This window comes from Nocardia sp. NBC_00508, assembly GCF_036346875.1.
GTDB lineage: Bacteria > Actinomycetota > Actinomycetes > Mycobacteriales > Mycobacteriaceae > Nocardia.
Genome location: NZ_CP107852.1, coordinates 7,360,346 through 7,386,113 on the forward strand (window position 1 = coordinate 7,360,346; position 25,768 = coordinate 7,386,113).

General features: G+C 67.9%; 1 protein-coding gene. It reads right to left on the minus strand.

The window, feature by feature from the left end; translation table 11 throughout:
* Positions 1-106: 106 nt before the first annotated feature.
* Positions 107-24,568: a non-ribosomal peptide synthetase gene (locus OHA40_RS33160; RefSeq protein ID WP_330230738.1), complete on the minus strand. Its 24,462-nt coding sequence runs from the start codon at positions 24,566-24,568 to the stop codon at positions 107-109.
* Between the last annotated feature and the right edge of the window lie 1,200 nt (positions 24,569-25,768).

The following is a 25,768-nucleotide window of genomic DNA, read 5'->3' on the forward strand; positions in this document are numbered from 1 at the left end:
CGCGTATACCTCGTGCAGTTCGGTTCTGATCAGGCTCGGGTCCTGACGTGTTTGCGCGGACAGCCCGTACAGACGCAACAATTCGCACGGAATTGCTGGAGAGTCGTCAGCATTCGTTCATGAACCTTTCGAGGGTCGGACCGATGACGGCCAGTGCGTATGGGTGAGTCAACTCGAGATGGCGTGCTTCGACGACCGTGTTGTGCAGGTCGCCGGTGATGAAGGGTCGCCACGTTTGCACGACAGCGTCGTGGTCGACGCGGTCTTTTCCTGCGGTGAAGAAGACGACGTCGCCGTCGAAGACTCCGGGCCGGTAGTCCTGGGCGATGCCGCTCGCGGTTTCGAAGCTCTCCATGACCCGATCGACCTGTTCGGAAGTGAACATCCCGCTCGCGGTCACCTGATCACGGATGACGGCCCATGCCTGCTCGTGGGTGCCTGCGGTCACCTCGCCGCCGAGATCGAACAGCTCACGCCACCCGCCGAGCAGGTCGGCCATCAGTTCTCCCGGCGCGGGGTCATCCGCGGTGGTGCTCATCGACGCGGCCAGGGCCTCCGGTGCGCCGACAGCGCTGTCCATCATGGCCAGCATGCCGACCTGCGCGCCGTCGCGCTGGAGCCGCACCGCGACGGCATGCGCGATCGCACCGCCCAAGGACCAGCCGAGCAGGTGATACGGTCCGGTCGGCTGTACTCGGCGGATCTCGGCCACATAGCGTTTCGCCAGTTCATCCACGGATGCCGCACCTGGTTCGCCTACCACGACGTGGGGGTCCTGCAATCCGTAGACCGGCCGATCCTTGTGCAGATGTTCGACCAGTCCGCCGTAGAACCACGCCAAACCGCCCGCGGGGTGCACGGCGAATACCGCGGGCTTCGCTCCGCTCGCACGCAGCGGAAGCAGCACTTGCAGGCCGGAGCCTCCCTCCGCGCCGTCGGCCCGGCTCGCGAGCGCCATCGGCGTCGCGTCGTCGAACATCCACGGCAACGCGATCGTCACGCCGTGGGCCCGCAACTCGGTCACCACCATCGTGGCCAGCAGCGAATTGCCACCGAGATCGAAGAACCCGTCCGACGCGCCGACCTGCTGGACGCCGAGAACCTGCGCGTAAACGTCGCAGATCATCTTCTCCGTGTGGGTCCGCGGCGCGATGAACTTGCTCGCTGATTCGTCGAAATCGGGAGCAGGCAGTGCCTTCCGGTCGAGCTTGCCGTTGACCGTCAGCGGCAGCTCGGGCAACACCATGATCGCCGACGGCACCATGTAGCTCGTCAGCACCTGAGCAGCGGACATCCGGACCTCGCTCGGATCGATCCGCTGTCCGTCGGCGCCGACCACGTAGCCGATCAGCTGATCCACGCCGCGGTCGTGGCGGTGCACCACGGCCGCCGCCTCGGCGACGCCCGGATGGCGCAGCAGCGCCGACTCCACCTCGCCCAGCTCGATCCGGAAGCCGCGCAACTGTACCTGCGCGTCGGCACGGCCCGCGTACAGCAATTCCAGCCCGCTGGCGGATTTCCGCCACCGGCCCACATCTCCCGACCGATACAGCCGGGTGCCCTTCGGGTCGAAGGGGTTCGCCACGAAGCGGCCCGCGGTCAGCGCCGGAGCTCCGAGATAGCCACGCGAAAGTTGCCCACCGGCCACATAGATCTCTCCGACGGCTCCGATCGGCACCGGACGCAACCGGCCATCGAGGACATAAACTCGCAACCCCGGCAGCGGCGACCCGATCCCGGCCGACTCGGCCTGCGTGACCTCGGCGAACGTCACATGCACGGTCGTCTCGGTGATCCCGTACATGTTCACCGATCGCGGTGCCCCCGGCGCGTGCGTGGCGAACCAGGCGCTCAAACGCGAGGCGTCGAGCGCTTCGCCACCGAAGACGACGTAACGCAAGGCGAGATCACCAGCCGGGCAACCGGATTCGCGGTACCTGCGCTCGGCATCGGCGAATCCGTAGAACGCCGAGGGAGTCTGGCTCAACACCGTCACGCGCTCCCGTGCGACGACGTCCACGAACGCCTCCGGCGACCTGGACGTTTCGTAGTCGACGACGACCACCCTGCCGCCGGACAACAGCGCACCCCAGATCTCCCACACCGCGAAATCGAAGGCGTACGAATGGAACATCGTCCACACGTCGTCGGGACCGACATCGAACCGCTCGGCCGCGTTGGCGAACAACGTGACCGCTTCCCGATGGCTGACCGTCACGCCCTTGGGCCGGCCCGTCGAGCCCGAGGTGTAGATCACGTAGGCGACGTTGCCCGGTCGCGCACCCGACGCCGCCGGTGCGGAAACGCCTGCGGGAGTGTCCACGCAATCCTCGACGAGCACGACCGGCGCCGCGTACTCCGGCACCGCCGAGACCAGATCTGCCGACGTCAACACCGCCGCCGGGCTCGCGTCGTCGAGCATGAACCGCAATCGCTCCGGCGGATACGCCACATCCAGCGGCAAGTATCCCGCGCCCGCCCGCAGCACGCCGAGCAGCCCGGCGATCAGCTCGATCGAGCGCGGCAACGCCACGGCTACCAGTGCCTCGGGCCCCACGCCGTATTCGACGAGCCGAGCGGCCACCGCGCCTGCGCGCCGATCCAGCTCCGCATAGGTCAGCTGCGACTCCCCATCGGTCACCGCGACCGCATCCGGCTGTGCGGCGGCCCTGGCCGCGAACAGCTCCGCGAGGGTCGTCTCGGCAACCGCGACGCCATCATTGCCCGACGCGTCGAGCAATTCGCGCCGCTGCGCCGGACCCACGAGGTCGATATCACCGACGGCGACCTCCGGGTTCGCGGTCACTTCCGCCAGGATCCGCACGTACGCCTGCGCGAACCGAGTCATCGTCTCTTCGACGAAGAGATCGGTCGCATAGGTCAGCCGTCCCACGATGCCATCCGGACGACCCTGGTCACCGAGCCGCTCAACCAATTTCAGGTTCAGGTCGGCCTGGGCGGGTTCGAACCCGTTCTCGACCGCCTCGACAGTGAGCCCCGGCAGCTCCAACGCTGCCGCGCTGAGGTTCTGGACGTCGATGGTCACCTGATACAGCGGAAGATGCGCGGTGGAGCGTGGCGGATTCACCGCCTCTACCACCTGCTCGAAGGGCACGTCCGCGTGCGCGAACGCGGCCAGGTCCGTCTCGCGTGTGGCGGTGAGCAATTCAGTGAACGACTGGCGCGACGACACCCGCGATCGCAACACGAGCGTATTGACGAACATGCCGATGAGATCGTCGAGTTCGCGCTCCCCACGGCCTGCCACCGGGGTGCCGACGGCGACATCGTCGACACCGGCCAACCTGGACAGTGCGACGGTCAGCGCGGCGTGCAGGACCATGAAGACCGTCGCGTTCGACTCGCGAGCGATCGCGCCGACCCGCGCCTGCACCGCGGCGGGGATCTCGAAATCCACCGTGCCGCCGCGCATGGACGCCACCGGCGGCCGGGGCAGGTCGGTCGGCAACTCGAGCAGTTCGGGCAGCCCGCCGAGGGTGTCTTTCCAGAAGCGCAACTGCTGGGACATGACCGAGGCGGGATCGTGCTCGTCGCCGAGCACTTCGCGCTGCCACATCGTGTAGTCCGCGTACTGGACCGGGAGGACCGGCCACATCGTCTCCGTCCCTTGCCTGCTCGCCTGGTAGGCCAGCGCCACGTCGCGTGCGAGCGGCATCATGGACTGTCCGTCGGCGCAGATGTGGTGCACGGCGATCACCAGAACGTGCTCCCTGGCATCGAGTTGGAACAGCTCGATGCGCAGCGGGGGCGCCTGTGTCACGTCGAAGCTCGCCGAGACCGCGGCGACCGCCCGCGGCATCAGCTGCTCTTCATCGATCCTGACCGCCGTGAGCGCGGGTACGACCTCGTCGGCGCCGACCGCGACCTGATGCGGTGTTCCTTCGGTGATCGGGAACTTGGTCCGCAGCGACTCGTGCCGGTCGATGACCAGTTCGCACGCGCGTTGCAAGGCATCGAGATCGAGTTCGCCCTTCAGCCGGATCACCAGCGGGATGTTGTAGGCGCCGACCGAAGTGTCGAGCTGATTGAGGAACCACATCCGCTGCTGCGCCAGAGACAAGGGCACACGGGCGGGCCGAGTGCGTGGCCGCAGCTGCACCTGCTCCCTGCGCTCGAAAGTAGCCAGGCTTGCGGCGAGTTCGGCCACCGTTGGTGTGTCGAACAGGTCCCGGACGCCGATGCGCACGCCGAGCGCCGTGCTCAACTGTGCGGTCACCCGCGTCGCCGACAGCGAGTTGCCGCCGAGGTCGAAGAAGCTATCAACTGCTCCGACCCGATCGACGCCCAGAACATTGCCGAACACTTCCGCGACGCGTCGCTCGGCCTCGGTCCGCGGGGCGATCCACTCCCGGCTATCGGAGAATTCCGGTGCGGGAAGCGCCAGCCGATCGAGCTTGCCGGTCCTGGTGAGCGGAAGCTCATCGAGCACCACGCAGGCGTCGGGCACCATGTGCCCGGGCAACCGCAGCCGGGCGTCCGCCCGGACCGCACTCGGATCCACCTCCTCGTCGCCGACGAGGTAGCCGACGAGCCGGTCGATACCGCGCTCGTCCTCCCGCAACACGACGACGGCGTGTTCCACCCCGGGATGGCGGGCGAGGACGGCTTCGATCTCGCCGAGTTCGATGCGTTGACCGCGGATCTTGACTTGGAAGTCGCTGCGGCCGAGGTATTCGACGGTGTGCTCGGGTGTCCAGCGCGCCAGGTCGCCGGTGCGGTACATGCGCGAGCCGGCCGCACCGAACGGGTTCGCTACGAACGCACCCGCCGTCGTCGCGGGCCGATTCACATACTCGCGGGCCAGTTGCACACCCGCGAGATACAGCTCCCCCACCACGCCGACCGGCACCGGCCGCAACCACGCGTCCAACACGACCGCCTCGACGCCACGGATCGGACCACCGATCGTCACGAGATCACCGGGGTACAGCGGATCACTGATCCCGGCCAAGATCGTGGCTTCGGTCGGCCCGTACCCGTTCAGCAGTTGCCTGCCCGGAGACCACACCGCGACCGTTTCCGGCGTCACCGCCTCGCCACCGGCGACCAACACCTGCAACGAGTCCAGTCCCTCTGGCAACATCGTGGCCAGCACACTCGGTGTGATGAACGCGTGCGACACCCGCTGCGCCCGAATCAACGCCGCGAATTCCGGGCCGCCGAACACGTCCGGTGGCGGCAACACGAGGACAGCGCCGTTCGCATGGGCCAGCAGCACCTCGAGAACCACCACATCGAACCCTGGAGCGGCCGCTTGCAGCACGCGTGACGTGCTGTCCACGCCGAAGCGGTGGCGCACCACCGCCGCGAAGTTCGCCAAGCCCTCATGCGTGACCGCGACACCCTTCGGCGTCCCCGTCGACCCTGAGGTGTACAGGACATAGGCCCCATCCCGGACGTGCACTGCCCGTATACGATCCGCGTCGCTCACCACTGCCGACGATCGCGCCGCGATCGACTTCTCGGTGTCCGGGTCGTCGAGAACCAGCAGCCGGACCAGGTCAGGCAGCAGTCCCCGGGACGCCTCGACCGCGACCGCGACCCGCACCTCGGAGTCCGCGGCCATGTGCGCGGCGCGCTCGGCCGGATTCCGCGGATCGATCGGCAGGAACGCCGCGCCCGCCTTGGTTACCGCCCACATGCCGACCACGAACTCCACCGACCGCGCCATCGCCAACGCGACCTGATCGCCCGGACCGACACCCCAGTCGATCAACTCTCGCGCCACCCGATTCGACCAGGCATCCAACTCCGCGTATGACAGCGTGCGCTCGCCCGAAACCACCGCTGTCCCATCCGCATTCACCGTCACACCGGCGGACAACAACTCCGGGAGCGCGCGCGGCGACTCGGCACTTCCGCACGAGGCGGGCACCAGATCACGGCGCTCCCCCGCGGACAACAGATCAACCGCACCGAGCCGCGCCTGCGGATCGGTCGTGATGGCGCGCAGCACCGTGTCCAGACGCGCGGCGAGTCCGGCCGCGGTCCGGTCATCGATGCGGGCCCGCTGGTATCGGATTCTGACGTGCAACTCGTCGGTCTGGTGCGCCTGGACGGTGATCGGGTAGTGCGCCGCGTCACTGCCGTCCGACGAGACCACCCGCATTCCGTCGATGTCCGCGTCGCCCAGTCCACTGCTGTCGACCGGATACGACTCGAAGACGACCAGGGTGTCGAACAACTGGGCAGCGCCCGCGGCTGACAGGATCTGCGACAGCTCGACGTCGTGATGGTCGAGCAGGCGAGTATTGTTCGCCTGCAACCGATTCAGCGCATCCTCGATAGTCCGGTCGCGGCGCACGTGCGCCGCGACCGGAATCGTGTTGATGAACAGGCCGATCATCGACTCGACGCCCGGCAGGTCGGCGGGACGCCCGGAGACGGTGCTTCCGAACACCACGCGTTCGGTGCCGAGCTGGTTCCCCAGGACCATGGCCCAGGCGAACTGCACGATCGTCGCCATCGTGACCGCGCGTGCCCGAGCGAACTCCACCAACTCGGCCGTGGCGGCGCGATCGAGCACGACTTCGAGATCGATCGGAATGTCGACGGTGGCGTCCGTGCGCGAATCGGCGACCAGCGTCGGTTCGGTGAAGTCGCGCAGCACGTCTCGCCACGCCTCGACGCCGGTGGACAACTCGCGCCGATCCAGCCATTCCAGGTACGTGCGGTACGACGCGACAGCGGGCAACAGGTCCGTCCGGGCGCCCACCGCGTACAAGCCGATCAGCTCACGCCACAGCAGCGGCAACGACCAGCCGTCCAGCAGCAGGTGATGCGCGGTCAGCACCAGCCGGAAGTCATGTGGCGACACCGCGATGAGCAGGAACCGCAACAGCGGAGGATCGGCGGGATCGAACGGGACCGCCCGCTCGGCCGCGATCAGCTCATCCGGTGTCATCGTGCTGCCGGTCAGGTCGATGCTTCGCCACGGCACCGCGGTCGCGGCGGGAACGACCTGCGCGGGAACGCCATCGGCCGTCCGGACGAAGGCGGCGCGCAGGTTGGCATGCCGGGCGAGCAACGCTGCCGCCGATCGTTCGAGCCGGTCCTCGTCGACGACGCCGGACAGGCCGAGCACCGATTGCGCCGTGTAGACGTCGAGTTCGCCCGCGGCGAGTTCGGCGTGGAACAGCAACCCTGCCTGCAGCGGCGCCAGTGACCACACGTCGGTCAGGGTTCCGTACCGGTCGGCGAAAGCGTCCAGGTCGGACTGCGTGACGTCGACCAGCGGAACGTCGGCCCGCGAGAATCCCCAGTCGTCGTCCGCGCTTGCCGCGGCGGCGATCTCGGTCACGGCATCGACCCATTCGTCGACGAGTTCGGCCACCTCGTCGTGATCGAGCAACCGCGCGGCGTATCCCACGTGCGCCGACAGCTGAGGCCCGGCCGCGGTGTCCACGACGTTCACATCGATCGTGACAGCCGCCGCGGCGGGCATATCCGGATCGAACGCGGCCCGCCGGTCGAACCGCTCGTCGGTCGGAATCCACGCGAGGTCCGACAGTGTCGTGAGATCGACGCCGACCCGGCCCAGATTGTTGAAACTGATCTGCGGCTCCGGCAATGCCGCGAGCCGGTCGGCCGTCCCGGTGTTCAGGTAGCGCAGCAGACCGTAGCCGATTCCCTTGTCGGGGATGTCGCGCAGCTGGTCTTTGACGGACTTCACCGCCGCGCGCGGGTCCGCCGCCTCGGTGCCGTTCAGCTCGAGTGCCACAGGATAGGTGTTGGTGAACCAGCCCACGGTGCGGGAGAGGTCTGCTCCCTCAGCGATCTGCTCCGCGCGACCATGGCCTTCCAACAGGACCTTCATGCCCGAGTGCGCGATGCCACGCCGACCGCGCCAGCGAGTCAGCGCCAGGGTCAGACCGGCCAGCAGCGCGTCGTCGACGCTGCCGCGCGCCGCTGCGGGCACCGCGTCGAGCAACGCCGAGGTCACGTCGGTCGGGATGAATACCGCCAGATGGCGCACGGTCGAGTGGGTGTCGACGGCGGGATCCAATGCCGCGCGGCCGAGCAGCGGATCGGCCGCCGCACCCATCCGCTGCCACAGCTCGACCTCACCGGCGCGGCCCGCGGCGGCGTCGGCCAACGCGTGCGCCCAGCGGCGCATCGACGTGCCCTGTGCGGGCAGCTCGACCGCTCGCCCCTGCGCGACCTGCTGCCAGGCAGCCACGAAATCGGGGATCAGGATCCGCCACGACACCGCGTCGACAACCAGGTGATGGATCACGATGAGGGCACGGGCATCCGCGGCCACACCCGATTCCGGAAGCAGGCAAACGACTTGCAGCATCCTGCCCGATGCCGGGTCGAGGCAGTCGGATGCCTCGGCCAGTGCCATGTCCAGCACCGCGGTGAATCCGTCGCTGCCCGGCGCGGCGTCGGCGCGGAAGGTGCGTGTCAGCACCGAACCAGCGGCATCGACAGTGCCCGCAGGCAGTACCTCGAACTGTCGTTCGCGCAGCCGCGAGCGCAGCATGTCGTGCTGGTCGAGCACTGCCTGCACGGTCGAGGTCACCTCCGCGACGCGCGTGTCACCAGGCAAGCGCACCAGCATCGACTGGGCGAACCGGGGTGCAGCCCCGAGCCGGTCGACGAACCAGGAAACCACCGGTGTGAACGGGATTTCGCCCACACCGCCGCCCGGCAGCTCCTCCAGCGAGACCCGTTCCGCGGCGTCGGCCACGCGGGCCAGTGCCCGAACGGTCTTGTGCTCGAAGATGTCCCGAGCGGTGACGACGACACCTGCCGACTTCAGCCGAGACGCCAACTGGATCGACAGGATGGAATCACCGCCGAGGGTGAAGAACGAGGTGGTCACCCCCACCGAGGCGATGCCGAGCACGTCCGCGAACGCGGCCGCGATGGTGCGCTCCAGCTCGGTCGACGCCGCGACGGCATCGTCTGCGGCGGCCTGGAACACCGGTTCGGGCAGCGCCTTCCGATCCACCTTGCCGGTCGAGCCGATCGGCATGCGATCGAGCACGGTGACCGCCGATGGCACCATGTGAGCGGGCAATACCGCGGCGACGTGATCGAGCACGGTGCCCGGTTCGATGACAGCTCCCGGTTCCGGCACGATGTACGCGGCGAGCAGAGGCTGCCCGCCGGGTCCGCGGCGGCTGACGGTCACCGCGGCGGCCACCCGGGGATGTGCGAGCAGCGCGGCGTCGATCTCGCCGAGCTCGATGCGCTGGCCGCGAATCTTGACCTGGAAGTCGCTGCGGCCGATGTACTCCAGTGCCCGCTGTGCGTTCCAGCGGACGATGTCGCCGGTGCGATACATCCGCGAACCGGGCTCAGCATAGGGATTCGCCACGAACGCGGCCGCCGTCGCGCCGCGGCGGTTCAGATATCCGCGCGCCAACTGAACACCCGACAGGTAGAGCTCTCCCGCGACGCCGACCGGCACCGGACGCAGCCGCGCGTCCAGAACCATGGCTTCCGCACCCCGGATCGGGCCGCCGATGCTGATCGGGTCGCCAGGCCGCACCTGATCACTCATCGTGATCACGATCGTGGTCTCCGTCGGACCGTAGACGTTGTGCAGCTGTCGTCCCGGCGCCCAGGCGGCGATCAGGTCCGCGGGCACCATCTCCCCGCCGACCGCCAGCATCCGCACCGACTCCAGGCCTGCCGGCGACATCGTCGCCAGCACACTCGGTGTCAGAAACGCGTGCGACACCCGATGCGTGCGGATCAACTCGGCCAGATCCGGGCCGCCGAACACCTCCGGCGGCGATACGACCAGCGACGCGCAGGCGGCGTGCGCCATCAAGGTCTCGAGCAGGACCGCGTCGAAGGCGGGCGACGCCACCTGTAGCACGCGCGACGTGGCATCCACCCGATAGCGCTCCCGCTGCTCGGCCGCGAAGTTCGCCAACCCTTCGTGCGTGACCACGACGCCCTTCGGTGTACCCGTCGATCCGGACGTGTAGATCAGGTACGCCGCGTCCTGAACTCGCAGTGCACGACCGCGATCCGTGTCCGTCACCGCGCGATCGGACCGCGCGGCGATCTCGGCGGCCGAACGCGGGTCGTCGAGCACCAGCCATCGGACGCCGTCCGGCAGTGCGGTGCGTGCGGCGGCGAGCGTGATTCCGGTCTCGACGCCGGAATCGTTCACCATGTGCGCGATTCGCTCGACGGGATACCGCAGATCCACCGGAACGAAGGTCGCGCCGGTTTTCGCGATCGCCCACATCGCGACGTGGTAGTCGACCGATCGCGGCACGGCCAGTGCGACGTGTGTGCCCGGCCGCACACCTCGGGCGAGCAGATGGCGGGCGAGCCGGTCGGCCCGGTGGTCGAGCTCCGCGTAGGTGAGCGTTTCGGAATTGCCGACGAGGGCGACCGCCGACGGGTCCGCCGCCACGGCCGAAGCCAGCAGATCGGGCAGCAAGCAAGACTGCGCGGCGGCGCCGCCTTTCGACGGGACCAGCTGTTCGGTCTCCTCGGCGCTCAGCAGCCCGATCGCCCCGATCGGGCGGGCCGGATCGGAGGTGACCGCTTCGAGGACACGAACGAACCTCTCCGCCATCGATATCGCGGTGGACTCGACGAAAAGATCGGTGGCATAGATGATCTCGCCGTCGATCCCGGCGGGTCGAGCACCGTCGACGCGCTCGGTCAGCAACACCGTGAGGTCGGCCTTGGCCTGCGCGATGCCGGGGTCGAGGAGTTCGACTCCGACGCCGGGCAGCTCGAACCGGGCCGCGCGGGTGTTCTGCAACCCGAACATCACCTGGTACAGCGGTGAATACGCCGTTGAACGCGGTTGGTCGAGAACCTCGACCAACCGTTCGTAGGGCAGGTCCGCGTGCGCGAGCGCTTCCAGGTCGACGTCGCGTACCTCGGTCAAGAGTTCCCGGAACGAGCGGTCGTCGTCGACCCGTGTCCGCAACACCACCGTGTTGACGAACATGCCGACCAGATCGTCCAGCTCCTGCCTGCCGCGACCGGCGACGGGGGTGCCCACCGAGATGTCGTCGCTGTGCGCGGTGCGCGCCAAGAGAATCGCCAATGCCGCGTGCAACACGACGAACACGGTGACACCCTCACGATGCGCCAGCCGCACGATGTCGTCGTGCAGCCGGGCCGGCAGTTCGAAGCGGATGTTGCCGCCTGCCGTCGATATGGTCGCCGGCCGCGGCCGGTCCGTCGGCAAACCGAGCAGTTCCGGCGCGTCGGCGAGGGCTTTGCGCCAGTACTCGAGCTGGCGCGCCATCAGCGACGTCGGGTCGTCCTCGGAGCCGAGTACCTCGCGCTGCCACATCGCGTAGTCGGCGTACTGGACCGTCAACGGTTCCCATTGCGGTGCGCGGCCGTTCACCCGCGCCCGGTAGGCGGCGAACACATCACGGGCCAGCGGAGCCATCGACGAGCCGTCGGCCGCGATGTGATGCACCACGAGCACCAGCACGTGATCGTCCGCCGCGGTGCGATACAGCCTCGCCCGGACGGGTACCGCTTGCGCGATATCGAATCCCGTCGCGACGGCGGTGCCGATGCGTTCGGCCAGTTCCGTCTCGCCGCCGACCGGCTCCGGGTCGAGAAACACATCCGCGGTCATCGCCGCGGCATCTTGCACGACCTGGCACGGTTCGCCGTCGACCGCCGGATACACGGTTCGCAACGGCTCATGCCGGGTCACCACATAGCGGAACGCCGCTCGCAGTGCGTCGACGTCCAGCGGGCCGGTCAACCTCGCCGCGAAACAGATGTTGTATGCCGCCGAGTCGGTGTCGAGCTGGTTGAGGAACCACATCCGTCGTTGCGCCGCCGCCAGTGGAATGGCCGCCGGCCGCGGCCGCGGTGTGAGCGGCACGACCGCGGATCGGGTTCGCGTCGCGATCCGTTCGGCCAGTCCGGCGATCGTCGGTGCGTCGAAAATGTCCCGGATTCCGACGTCGACGCCGAGGGCTGCCCGGGCTCGCGCCGCGAGCTGGGCCGCGGACAGCGAATTGACACCGATTGTGAAGACGTTCGCGGTAACGCTCACGCGGTCGGCGCCGGTGAGTTCCGCGACCAGACGCGCCAGCACCGCCTCCCGGTCGGTCCGTGACGAGACGAACGCCTCGCCGCTGTCGAACACCGGCTGCGGCAGCGCCGCACGGTCGAGTTTGCCGTTCGCGGTGAGCGGCATCGCGTCGAGCACCTGCACGCCGTCCGGAACCAGGTAGGACGGCAGCGTCCGGGTGAGCTGGTCGCGGATCGCGCGGCCATCGATGACCGCGCCCGGCGTCAGTGTCACGTAGCCGACGATCCGTTCCGCCGTCACGATCGCCACGGCACGCGCGACCTGCGGAATCGCATGCAGTGCGGCTTCGACATCACCCGGTTCCACGCGCTGGCCGCGCACCTTCACCTGGAAGTCGCCGCGGCCCAAGTACTCCAGCTCTCCGGCTTTGCGCCACCGAACCAGATCGCCGGTGCGGTACAACCGTTCACCCGCTGTGCCGAACGGATGCGCGACAAAGGCGCCGCACGTGAGGTCGGCGCGCGCGTGATAACCACGCGCCAACTGGACGCCCGAGACGTACAGCTCACCCACGACGCCGACCGGAACCGGTCGCAGCCGCGAGTCGAGGATGTAGACCTTCATCCCGGACGCCGGTGCACCGATCGGGACCGCCGTCGTGGTCGTCGCATTCGGCATGCACCGCTGAGCTGTGACGACCTCTGCCTCCGCCGGTCCGTACCAGTTCACCAGGTCCGCGTTACCGAACACGCGCGACGCGGCATCGACCGTCCGTTGTGCCAGCGCCTCCCCCGCGACGAACACCCGCCGGATCGACGGCAACTCAGCGCCGGTGGTCTCGAGGAGGACATCGAGCATCGACGGGACGAAGTGCACCGTGGTGATCCGATGACGCGCGATGACGTCGGTCAGATACACCGGATCCCGGTGTCCGCCGGGCTCGGCCACGACGATGTGCGCGCCGGTCTGCAGCGGCCAGAACAACTCCCACACGGCGATGTCGAACGTGATCGGAGTCTTGTGCAGCACCGCGTCGGACGCGTCGTGCGGCCACTGCCGCTGCGCCCAGGCCAACTGGCTCATGGTCGCGGCATGGGTCAGCGCGACGCCCTTCGGAACGCCGGTGGAGCCGGAGGTGAACAGCACGTACGCGATGTTGTCCGGTCGCAGCGGCGCGCTCCGCTCCGCGTCCAGGATCGGCGCATCGGACAGACCGGCGACGTCCAGTCCATCGATCGGAACGGACTCGAATCCCCCGGGCAGCGTGTCGCCATCGGCGCAGGTGGTCAGCACCACCAGCGGCTGTGCCGCACCCAGCACGTTCGCGATCCGTTGGCTCGGGTGACCGGGGTCGATCGGCAGGAACGCTGCTCCCGCTTTCACCACCGCGTACAGCGCCGTGACGAGCTCGGTCGATCGGCGGATCGCCACCGCCACAACCGTTTCCGGTCCGGCGCCACGCGCGATCAGCCAGCGGGCCAAGCGGTTGACCCGAGTGTCGAAGTCCCGGTAGGTCAACGCGCTTTCGCCCGGAAGGCGGATCGCCGGATGGTCCGGAGTGCGCGCGACCTGTTCGTCGAAGGCGTCGACGAGTGTCCGGCCGGGCGCGGCGGAGCCACCGGTGTCGTTCCATCGCTCCAGCACCTGGTGCCGCTCGGCATCGTCGAGCAGGTCGATCGCACCGACGGTCGACTCGGCGTCGGTCGCGGCGGCGTCCAGAACGCGGACGAATCGCTCGGCGAAGCGCCGGACGGAGTCCTCGTCGAAGAGGTCGGTGGCATAGGTCAGGCGCAATGTCATGCCGGTCGGCTCGTTGTGCGCGCCGTGGCCTTCGGTCATCATGAGCAGCAGGTCGTAGATCGCGGCACTGTCGCCGGGATCCACGCTCTCGACGGCCAGATCCGGAAGTTGGACGCGCGCTTGCGCCATGTTCTGGTAGGCGAGCAGCACCTGGAACAACGGCGTGTGCGCGGTCGACCGTGCCGGGTTCAGCGCCTCCACCAACTGCTCGAATGGGACGGTGGCGTGGTCGAAGGCCGCGATGTCGGTGCGCCGCACCTGATCCAGCAGACTCAGGAAGGTCTGGTCGGGCGTGATCCGGGTGCGCATCACCAAGGTGTTGACGAACATCCCGACCAGGTTGTCCAGCGACCGGTCGCCACGACCCGCGTGCGGCACACCGATGGTGACGTCATCGCTGCTGGACAGTCGAGACAGCACCACCGCGAGTGCCGCGTGCACCACCATGAACGTCGTGGCCCCGGCTCGGCGCGCCAGCGCCTGGACCCGCCCCTGCAGCTCACCGGGGATCGCGACATGGATCACCGCGCCGCGCTGGGTCTGTTCGACCGGCCGCGGCCGATCGGTGGGCAACTCGATCAGGTCCGGTATGCCCGCGAGTTGGGCTCGCCAGTAGGCGATGTCGCGGGCCATATACGAACCCGGATCGTCCGTCGAGCCGAGCACTTCGCGCTGCCAGAGGGCGTAGTCGGCGAATTGCACGGTCAGCGGCGCCCAGTCGGGCGCATTCCCGCCCGACCGCGCCCGATAGGCCGTCACCAGGTCCGCGGCCAGTGGCGCCACCGAAAAGCCGTCGCAGCTGATGTGGTGCGCGGCCAACGCGACCGTCCAGGCCTCATCCGACAGCTGGTACAGCGCCACGCGCAGCGGCACGCCCTTCGCCACGTCGAATCCGACGCCGCAGAACTCCGCCAGCAGGCGGGACAGCTCCCGCTCACCGATCGGCTGCGGGGTGAGATCGAAGCCGGCGAGGACGTCGGCCGCATCCAGCACGACCTGGGTCGGCGTGCCGTCGACGGCCGGATACATCGTCCGCAGGCTCTCGTGCCGCTCGACGATGTCACCAATGGCCGCGGTCAGCGCCTCGAGATCGAGGACACCATCCAGCCGAATTGCGAGCGGCACAACGTATCCGGGTGAATCGGGATCGAACTGGTTGAGGAACCACATCCGAGTTTGCGCATGCGACAGCGGAATACGATCCGGCCGCGGTTTCGGTACCGGCGCGGGAAGGCTCGGGAGCGCACGCAACTGCGCGATGCGCTCGGCGAGTTCGGCGACGGTCGGCGCCTCGAAGATCACCCGGACCGGGATGGACACGTCGACGACGTCGCCGATGCGGCTCAGCGCGCGGGTCGCGATGAGCGAATTTCCGCCGAGGTCGAAGAAGTTGTCGTCGGCGCCGACCTCGGGCCGGTCGAACAGCTCGCCGAATACCGCGGCGATGGTCTGTTCGACGAGCCCTCGCGGCGCGCGGTATTCGGTCTGCTGATCGCTCGGCGCGGGCAGCGCTCGGTAGTCGACCTTCCCGTTCACGGTGAGCGGGATCGAGTCGATCCTGACCACCGACGACGGCACCATGTAGGCGGGCAGTCGTTCCAGCAGGAAGCCGCGAATCTCCTTGGCATCCATGGCTTCTCCAGCAACCACGTAGGCGGCCAAGCGTTGATCGCGTCCGTCGGTGCGCACCTGCGCGACGGCCGCGCTCACCAGCTCGTGCGCGACCAGCGCGGCTTCGATGTCGCCGAGCTCGATCCGGAGGCCACGAACCTTCACCTGCGTGTCGGCGCGCCCGACGTAACGCAGGGCACCGGCCTCGTCCCAGCGAACCAGGTCGCCGGTGCGGTACAGCCGGGAACCGCCGGCGTCGCCGAAGGGGTCGGCGATGAACGTCGCCGCCGTCAGACCGGGACGGTCGTGGTATCCCCGGGCCAACTGAACGCCGCCCAGGTACAACTCACCGGTCACGCCCACCGGAACCGGATGCAGCCGCGAATCCAGCACGTGGACGACCACGTTCGCCTCGGGGACACCGATCGGTACGGCGACGCCGTCGACCGCGTCGATGCGGTGCGCGGTCACGCTGACCGCGGCCTCGGTGGGTCCGTACAGGTTGTCGATGCGGGCGTCGCTGAGATCCCGGAACCGGCGGACGGTCTCGGCCGGCAGCGCCTCACCGATGCACAGCACCCGCCGCAGGTCCGGGAACTCGTGCGGGTCGGCCACCTCGAGGAAAGCCGAGAGCAATGACGGCACGAAATCCACGGTTGTCACGCGATGTTCGGCCATCAGCCGGGCCACGGCGCGGGGGTCGCGCTGCGCGTCCTGACCCGCGACAACCAACGCCGCACCACAGGTCAACGCGGAGAACAGCTCCCAGACCGACAGGTCGAACGTCACCGGCGTCCGCAGCAGCATGACGTCGTCGCCGCTGAGCCGGTAGTGCTCCCGCATCCACCGGAGTTGATTCACGACCGCGGCATGCGGTACCGCCACGCCCTTGGGCACGCCGGTCGAGCCGGAGGTGTAGATGACGTACGCCAGATCGTTCGGATGCAGCGGCCGGGTTCGATCGGCATCCGTCACCGGCGACGGCTCCGTGAGCTCGGCCTCGAATTCCTGGAGCGTCCATACCGGCACGTCGTCGGGCAGGCTCGCCCCGTCGACCGGACGGGTGAGCACCGCCCTCGGCTGCGCGGCGGTGAGGACGGCACGTATGCGCTCGACCGGATGATCCGGATCCAGGGGCAGGTACGCGCCGCCCGCCGCATGGATCGCATACAGCGTGGTGAGCAGATCGACAGAGCGATGCATCGCGACGGCCACCACGGTATCCGGGCCGATCCCGCGTCCGATCAGCGCTCGGGCCAGCGCGTTCACCCGTGCCGCGAACTGGTGGTAGCTGAGCCGATCGCCGCCTTCGGCGTCGAGCAACGCTGTGCTCTGCGGTGTCGCCGCCGCCTGCGTGGCGAACAGGGCCGCGATGGTCGCCGACGGCGCTCGCGTCGTCGCTCCGGTCGAACGCGCGGCCAGTTCGCGTGCCTCGGATGCGGTCAGCAGATCGATGTCGCCGACGGCACGGCTGGGATCCTCGACGATCGCGCGCAGCAGCAGCAGGTAGCGGTCGAACATCGCGGTGATCGTCGTTTCGTCGAACAGATCGGTCGCGTAACCGAATTCGACTGCCATGGCGCCCGGTTCGCCGTCCGGTTCCAGAGCGTCGACGAGATTGAGATGCACGTCGTATTTGGCCATGCTCGGATCGGCCATCCGGGTGGAAACCGTCAGGCCATCGAACTCGACGGTGGGAATCTCGATGTTCTGGAACGAGAATCCCACCTGCGTCAACGGCGCGTGCGCGGTCGTGCGCGGCGGATTGAGCACCTCGACCAGACGCTCGAACGGAATGTCGGCGTTCTCGAACGCGGCCAGGTCGGTGGCCCGGACCTGGTCCAGAATCCGCAGGAAGGACGCGCCGGGCTCGATTTGCGTCCGCAACACCAGTGTGTTGACGAACATGCCGACCAGGCCGTCGAGCCCTGGCTCGCCGCGACCGGCGATCGGTGTGCCGACCGCGATGTCACCGGTTCCCGAAAGCCGGGCCAGCAAGGCCGCGTACGCCGCGTGCATCACCATGAAGACCGTGGCGTCGTGGCGGCGGGCCAGCGTGACGACCGCACGATGGAGCTCGGCGGGCAGGGTCGTCGACACCGTCGCACCGCGGAACGACTGCTTCGCCGGCCGCGGACGGTCGGTGGGCAGATCGAGCACCTCGGGCAGATCGGCGAGCGCCCTGAGCCAATACTCCGTCTGGGCGACGGTCGGACTGTGCGGGTCGTTTTCGCTGCCGAGCAACTTCCGCTGCCACAGGGTGTAATCGGCGTACTGCACGGGCAACGGGGCCCACTGCGGTGTCTGGTTGCGGACCCGGGCTTGGTACGCGGTCATCAGGTCCGCGGCGAGCGGTGCGAGCGACGAGCCGTCGAAGCTGATGTGATGAACGACGAGTACCAGCGTGTGTTCGTCGGCTGCGCTGCGCAGCAAGGCGATCCGGAACGGCACCTCGGAGGTGACGTCGAACCCGACGGTCACCTCCGCGGCGATGCGCGCCTCGATTTCGCTCGGTGCGACCGGCACTGGCGTCAACGGGGGCAGGGCGGTCTCCAGCGAGACGATCACCTGGTGTGGTCCGCTGTCACTGTCCGGATAGACGGTACGGAGTGACTCGTGGCGTTCCAGCACATCCGCGATCGTCGCGCGCATGGCCACCGCGTCGAGATCGCCCGACATGCGGACAACCAGCGGAATGTTGTACAGCGGCGAGCTCGTGTCGAACTGATTGAGAAACCACATGCGCGCCTGAGCGGGCGAGAGCGGTATCCGTTCCGGCCGCTCCTGCGGCACGAGCGGTTCCCGTCCTGCCGCCTCGGCGCTGCGCAGGTGCTGCGCCAATGCCCCGACCGTCGGCGTCTCGAAGATCGTGCGCAGCGGCACTTCGACGCCGAACGCGCCGCTCAGCCGCGCCGCCGCCCGGGTGGCCGACAGCGAGTTGCCGCCGAGATCGAAGAAGCTGTCCAGGACGCCGACGCGATCGACGCCGAGGACCTCCGCGCAGATATCGGCGACGATCTGCTCTGTCGCGTTGCGCGGCGCGACGAATTCGGTGGCAGGCGCGAACTCCGGTTCCGGCAAGGCCCTACGGTCGACCTTGCCCACCGAGGACAGCGGGAGCGTGTCGAGCACCATCACCGTGTCCGGGACCATGTGGGACGGCAAGCGTTGCGCGGCATATTTCACCAGCTCCGCCGGGTCGACGGCGCCGTCAGCGGGCACCACGTACGCGGCCAGGCGCGATCCGCCATCCGTGGTGACGCCCACCGCTACCGCCGTCGCCACCGTGGCATGGCCGGCGAGGGCGGCTTCGATCTCGCCGAGTTCGATCCGCTGGCCGCGGATCTTCACTTGGAAGTCGGTGCGCCCGAGGTACTCCAGGGTTTGATCGGCGGTCCAGCGCGCCAGGTCGCCGGTGCCGTACATGCGCGTACCGGCCGGACCGTAGGGGTTGGCGACGAACGTGACGGCCGTGGCGGCGGGCCGGTTGAGGTATCCGCGGGACAGTTGTACGCCGGAGACGTACAACTGTCCGGTCACCCCGACCGGAACGGGCCGCAGCCGGTCATCCAGCACCACCGCGTCGACGCCGCGGATCGGGCCGCCGATCGTGACCGGGTCGCCGACACACAGCGGATCACTGATCGCGACCATGATCGTGGTTTCGGTAGGCCCGTATCCGTTGTGCAGCCGACGTCCCGGCGCCCACACCGTCACCGTCTCGACCGAGACCGCCTCCCCACCCGCCACCAGCACCCGCAGTGAATCGAGCCCGGCAGGCGACATCGTCGCCAGCACACTCGGCGTGACGAACGCATGCGACACCTCGTGCGCGCGAATGAACTCCGCCAACGCGGTCCCGGCGAACACCTCCGGCGGCGACACCACCAATACCGCGCCGTTCGCGTGGGCCATGAGCAACTCGAGCATCACCGCGTCGAACCCGGGGGCGGCCACCTGCAACACCCGCGACCGGTGGTCGACTTGATAGCGTTCCCGCTGCTCGATCGCGAAATTCGCCAGGCCCTCATGCGTGACCGCAACACCCTTCGGCGTGCCCGTCGACCCCGACGTGTACAGCACGTACGCCGTATCGAGGATCCGGCAGGGCCGCAGGCGTTCCGCGTCGGTCACCGCGGCCGGGGATTGCGTCGCGATGAATGCCTTCGCCGCGGGGTCGTCGAGGACCAGCTGCCGCACCTGGCCGGGCAGCAGAGAGCGCGAGGCGTCGACGGTGATCGCCACCTCGATCTCGGAGTCGGCGACCATATGCGCGACCCGTTCGCTGGGGTACCGCGGGTCGACCGGCACGAACGCGGCACCGGTTCTGGCCACCGCCCACACCCCGACCACGTACTCCACCGACCGCCCCATCGCCAGTGCGACCTGGTCCCCCGGACCGACTCCCCACTCGATCAACGCCCGCGCAACACGATTCGACCAGTCGTCCAACTCTCCGTACGAGACCACACGCTCGCCCGACACCACTGCGGGCGCACGCCGATCCCGCACCGAGAACACCTCGGCCAACACCCGCGGATCCTCGGCACGTCCACCTGACGCGGGGACCAACCCCAGACGCTCCATCCCCGACAACAGATCGACATCGCCCACCCGCGCCCGCGGATTCGACACGAAGGTATCGAGGATTCGATTCAATCGCGCCGCCAGCTCCTCGACCGTCTCCCGATCGAACAGGTCGGTGGCGTAGTTGATCCGCAATGCGACATCGCCGCCGCCTGCGGTGTTTTCGGCGACTGTGACGATGATGTCCACCTTCGCCGGTTCGGCCCCCGGATCGAGGAGCTCGACCGTGAGCTCGGACAGCTCCAAGCTCGCGCGGTCCATGTTCTCGAAGGCGAGGTACACCTGGCACAACGATGCGTACGCCATCGACCGCTTCGGATGCAGTTCCTCCACGACGAGTTCGTAAGGCAGGTCGCTGTTGGCGAAAGCGTCGACGTCGACGGCTTTGACACGCGACAAGAACGCGAGGAACTGCTCCTCGGAACGCACCTCGGTGCGCAGCGGCACGGTATTGACGAACATGCCGACCAGCGGCTCGAGCGCGCGCTCGCCACGACCGGCGACCGGTGTCCCGATGGTGATGTCCGCCGCCCCCGACAGCCGGGCCAGCAGCACGGCCAGCGCGGCGTGGACGACCATGAAGGTCGTGACGTTGGCCGCACGAGCCAACTGCTCGATTCCGGCGAAGGTCTCGGCCGGGATCACGGTGTCCGCGATGTCGCCGCGCATCGACTGGCGGGCCGGACGCGGACGATCCGCGGGCAGCTCCAGCACCGGCGGCATACCTGCCAGTTGCGCTGCCCAGTAGCGCAACTGGCGCGACGCGAGCGAATTCGGATCGCCCGCGCCGCCGAGCAGGCTGCGATGCCAGATGCTGTAGTCGGCGTACTGCACGGTCAAGGGCTGCCAGTCCGGCGTCTTGCCTTCCGCCCTTGCCTCGTAGGCGGTCGCGACGTCGGCCGCGAGTGGCCGCAGCGACGAACCGTCGCAGCAGATGTGGTGCAGAACCACGACGAGCACATGCTGTCGCCGGTCGGCTGTCGCCAGCAGCGCGACCCGGATAGGCGGGCGCCCACGCAGGTCGGACCCGATGGAAGCCAGTTCGCGAATCCGGTGCGCGACATCGTCGGGATCGGTCGGCTGCGGGGTCAGATCGAGATCGGCGACGACCTGTTCCGCGGGCACGACGACCTGTGTCCCCACACCATCCACGGTGGGATAGCAGGTGCGCAGCGACTCGTGCCGATCGATCACGTCCGTCAGCGCCGCGCGCAGCGCCTCGGCGTCGAGACGTCCGGACAGCTGTACCACGAGGGGGATGTTGTAGGCCGCCGACTCCGGATCGGCCTGATTGACCAGCCACATCCGGTTCTGGGCGGGGGCGAGCGGGATGGGCTCGGGTCTCGGCGCCGCCTTCAGCACGGGACGGTCGGAGCGGTGCCCGTCTTCGAGATGAGCGGCGAGTTCGGCCACCGTCTGCTTGATGAACAGGTCACGCACCGACACGTCGCACCGGGTGACCTCCGCGATGCGCACGGCGGCACTGGTCGCGGTGATCGAATTGCCGCCGAGTTCGAAGAAGCTGTCCAGCACGCCGACCCGCTCCGTGCCGAGAACCTCGGCGAACACGTCGGCGATCGACTCCTCGACCACCGTGCGCGGTGCGACGTACGCCGCGGCCGAATCGAAGACCGGCTCGGGCAGCGACCGATAGTCCACTTTGCCGTTGACGGTCAACGGCACCGCGTCTATGACGACGATGCTCGACGGAACCATGTACTCCGGCAGCAGTGCACCCACGTGCGCGCGCAGGGCGTCGGCCGTGCACGTGGCGTCGCCGGCGGGCACGACATATCCGACGAGCCGGGCCGCCTCCGTGCCGGGCAGATGGACGACAACGACCGCGGTCGAGACGGTGCTGTGCGTCAGCAGGGCGTTGCGAATCTCGTCCAGCTCGATCCGGAACCCACGCAACTGCACCTGTTGGTCGGCGCGGCCGCGATATTCCAACTCGCCCTGGTGATTCCATCGCGCGATGTCGCCGCTGCGATAGAGACGCTCGCCGGTCGTGCCGAACGGATTGGCGACGAAGCGTCCGGCGGACAGCGCGGGACGGTTGAGGTAGCCGCGGGCGAGTTGGTCTCCCGCGACATAGATCTCGCCCCAGGCGCCCAGTGCGCACGGACGCAACCGCTCGTCCAGGACATATGTCCGCAAGCCCGGCAGCGCCGGACCGACCGTGCTCGGCGCGCCGGGCACCGCGACGTCCGCGGTCAGATCGGTGTAGGTGACGAACACAGTCGTCTCGGTGATCCCGTAGCTGTTGGCCAGCACGGGCAGGTTCGGGTTGTGCTCGTACCAGTCGGCCAACCCTGCCGGATTCAGCGCTTCGCCGGAGAGGATGACCAATCGAAGGGAGAGCTCGCCTTCGGGCGCATCGGCGTGCGCGTACCGCTGGTGGGCGGCTGCGAACTGGGAGAACGCCGACGGTGTCTGGCTGAAGACAGTCACCTTCTCGCGTGCCGCCAGGCGCACGACGTCGTCGGGCGAGCGCGTGGTGAGGCTGTCCACCACGACAATGCGGCCGCCGGTGACCAACGCGCCGAAGATCTCCCAGACCGAATAGTCGAAGGCGAACGAGTGGAACAACGTCCACACGTCCTCGGTGCGGATGCCGATCTCGGCACACGAGTTCACCAAGTACGTCGCGACGGCGCGATGGGTGATCGACACGCCCTTCGGCCGCCCGGTCGATCCGGATGTGTAGATGACGTAGGCGAGGTGGCCGGGACGCAGCGGTCGCTTCCGATCGGCATCGGTGATCGAATCCGCGTCACTGTCGCACGTAGCGGGAACGTCGTCGAACAGCACCACGCGGCCGGGATCACCCGGCACCTGCTCGCGCATGCTTCGAGTCGTCACCACAGCGATCGGACCAGCGTCGTTCAGCACGTAGTCGATCCGGTCGGCGGGGTGGGCCACGTCCAACGGAAGATACCCCGCACCCGATTTCAGCACGCCGAGCACAGCGACGATCAGATCGGCGTCCCGCGGCATCGCGATGGCCACCAGTGCTTCCGGTCCCGCACCGAGAGCGATCAGCCTGCGGGCGAATCGGTTGGAACGCTCATCCAACTCGCGATATGTGAGCGCGGTCGCGCCGGAGGTGACGGCCACGGCGGAGGGAGTAGCGGCCGCCTGCCGGGTGAGCAGGTCCACCAATGTCGCAGAAGGGGATTCGCCGTCGCGTCCCGCGAGTTCCTCGACGATCCGCAGTTCCTCGGCCGGGCCGACGAGCTGGATGTCGGCGACGCGCGTGTCCAGCGGCGACTCCATCAGCCGGGACAGGAAGTCGATGAACCGGTGCGCGTGCGATTCGAGTTCGTCCTGCCCGTACAGGTTCGCGTTGCCGTGCAGCTCGATGAGAAGCGGCGCATCGGCACCGGAGCGGTACAGGTTCAGCTGCAGGTCGTCGAGCACGCCCGAGGTCAGTGCGCGGTATCGTCCTGCGGCTGAGCCGAGGCGGATCTCCGAATCGAAGAACAGGATGTTGACGATCGGGCCGAACGAGTTCGCGGACGCGTCCAGCGCTTTCGAATCTCGGCGCAGGTCTTCGAAGCGGTACAGCTGGTGCCGCATGGCCGACACGAGCTCGGACACCGACGCGCGGACCACCTCTTCCACCGTGGTCGTCGCGCCGATGGCGAATCGAATGGGCACCATGTTCGCCAACATCGCGGCGGCATTGCGCAGGCGCTTCGTCACGCGCGCGCTCACCGGCATGGACAGCACGACGTCGTCGGTACCGGTCATTCGGGAGAGGAATGCGGCGAACGCGCCGATCACCACTTGGGCGGCCGAGGCATCCATCTCGTCGGCGAATCGATCGAGCATGTCGGACAACTGCGACGGAAGCTGCAAGCCTGCTACGCGGTCGAATTTGCTCGACCGCGCGGTGCGGCCGGACAGGCTCACCGGCGGCGGGATGTCCGCGACCTTGTCGAGCCAGTACGCTTGATCGGATTCGAACCGGGGGCTGGCGCGATACGTGCGCTCCGCTTCGATGATGTCGCGCAGGCTCGCCGCGACCAAGCGCGTCGGCGGCCTGCCCTCGACCAGGGCGTTGTAGTGTTCGGCGATCCGGGTGACGACATTGAACGCGCCGTAGCCGTCGACCACGAGATGGTGGGCGCGTCCGTACCAGAAGTAGTGGTCTTCGCCGACCTTGAGCAGCCGCGTCTCGGTGAGCCGGTCCCGGCTCAGGTCGACCGCCTTCGTGTTGTAGTCGCGGCGCATCCATTCCATCGCCGTCGCGACCGGATCGTCCGCGTCACTGACATCCAGCACGGGATCTTCGTAGCCGATGCTGCGGTCGACGAATTGGTATGGCCGACCGTCGGATTCGACTACCCGTACGACGAGAGACTCCGTTTCGTGCCCGGCGTCGTACACGGCCTTGGCGAACGCGTCGATATCTACCGGACCTTGGATCTCGACATACTGTGCGATGTTGACAGCCGGTCCGCCGGGCACGTGGTCAGCGAGCCACATGCCGTACTGCGCCCTCGAGAGTGGAATCAGCCCCAGATCGCCGTCGGCAGTTCCGTCTGACTTCAGATTCATCGCGTGACCCCTTATTCATACCCGGACGCGCGCGAGTACAGCGGAAGCACGTCGCCTCACCGCATCCGGAATCTGCCTTTTATATGCACTTTGTCTACTTCGAAACGGCGCTACCCCTGCTCTTCAACGCGCCGATCAGGTACCGCGTACAGCTCGATCCGTCCGCGCCCGGTATCTCAACCGAGCGCCGTGGAGACTTCTACGGCGACTCCCACACCTCCCGCATGTCGGCATTTCTCAACGTCTCGGAATCTGAAAACAAGACCTTTGAATACGTGGTGACGCAGGAACGCTCAGGGTGGTACAAGCTATCTGACAGCAGTCAGGCTCAGTGTAGCCATATCGACCGCCCAACTCCGTCTGCGAGCCGGGCGTTTCGATCCTCATCCGAGGCGGTGTGACCACCATGGACCCGGTCGACATGGCCACTCCGCACCCATATCGTCCGCAGCGTCGTCGGCGCTACAAGCAGATCCACGTGGCCAAACCCGCGATCTGGGATGGTACATCCTACGTTCGGATCAAAACGGGCCAGGGATGGGCGGTCTCGGGCTGTCGGTCGGCCAGTACCGACCAGTCTGCGTGTCATCCCACCCACTCCGGCTCGACCTCTTGCGGCAAGATGTGCACGGTGACGCTTATGGCAATGCCATGGCAACACTTAATTCCTTTCCGTTCGTAGCCGCTCATCCTTGCGGTGCCAGCTTCATTGCGGCAATGCTGGATACGGAAAGACGGAAACCGCCGAGATCACTTGCGACAACAGTATGGCCTGGTTATCGAATTTCTTTTCAGTGCAAGCTATCGACAGGGTTGCCGGTCATTATTGGGCCGGCGTGGCAGATCGTGATGCTGCGGTATCCGCGATGACCCCGGTCCAGCGAACAGAATCCGGGCAGCCATCCGCCGGTCGCGGCCGAGAACCAGGTGTCGTGCCGGTCGGTCGCGGGTGAGACGTCACGCGTCAGCTGGCCAACAGCGCAACGGGATCGGCCTGGCGGCGGAAATGATCTGCTCGTCGGCCGTGCCGAGCGCGGGCCATTGGGCAGCGGGTAATTCCCGCAAGGGAACTCGACCTCGATCAGAGGCGTATCGGCTCTGCGTCCGACACCTCCGCCGCGAATTCTCCGGACAATAGTTCGGCGATGAGCTGCATCGCGCGAGGGGTTACGTCGCCCGCGGCGGATAAGCCGGCCCTTC

Bases quoted from the DNA above. Each gene is read 5' to 3' on its own strand.
- OHA40_RS33160 (WP_330230738.1), bottom strand. From the start codon at position 24,568: ATGAATCTGAAGTCAGACGGAACTGCCGACGGCGATCTGGGGCTGATT.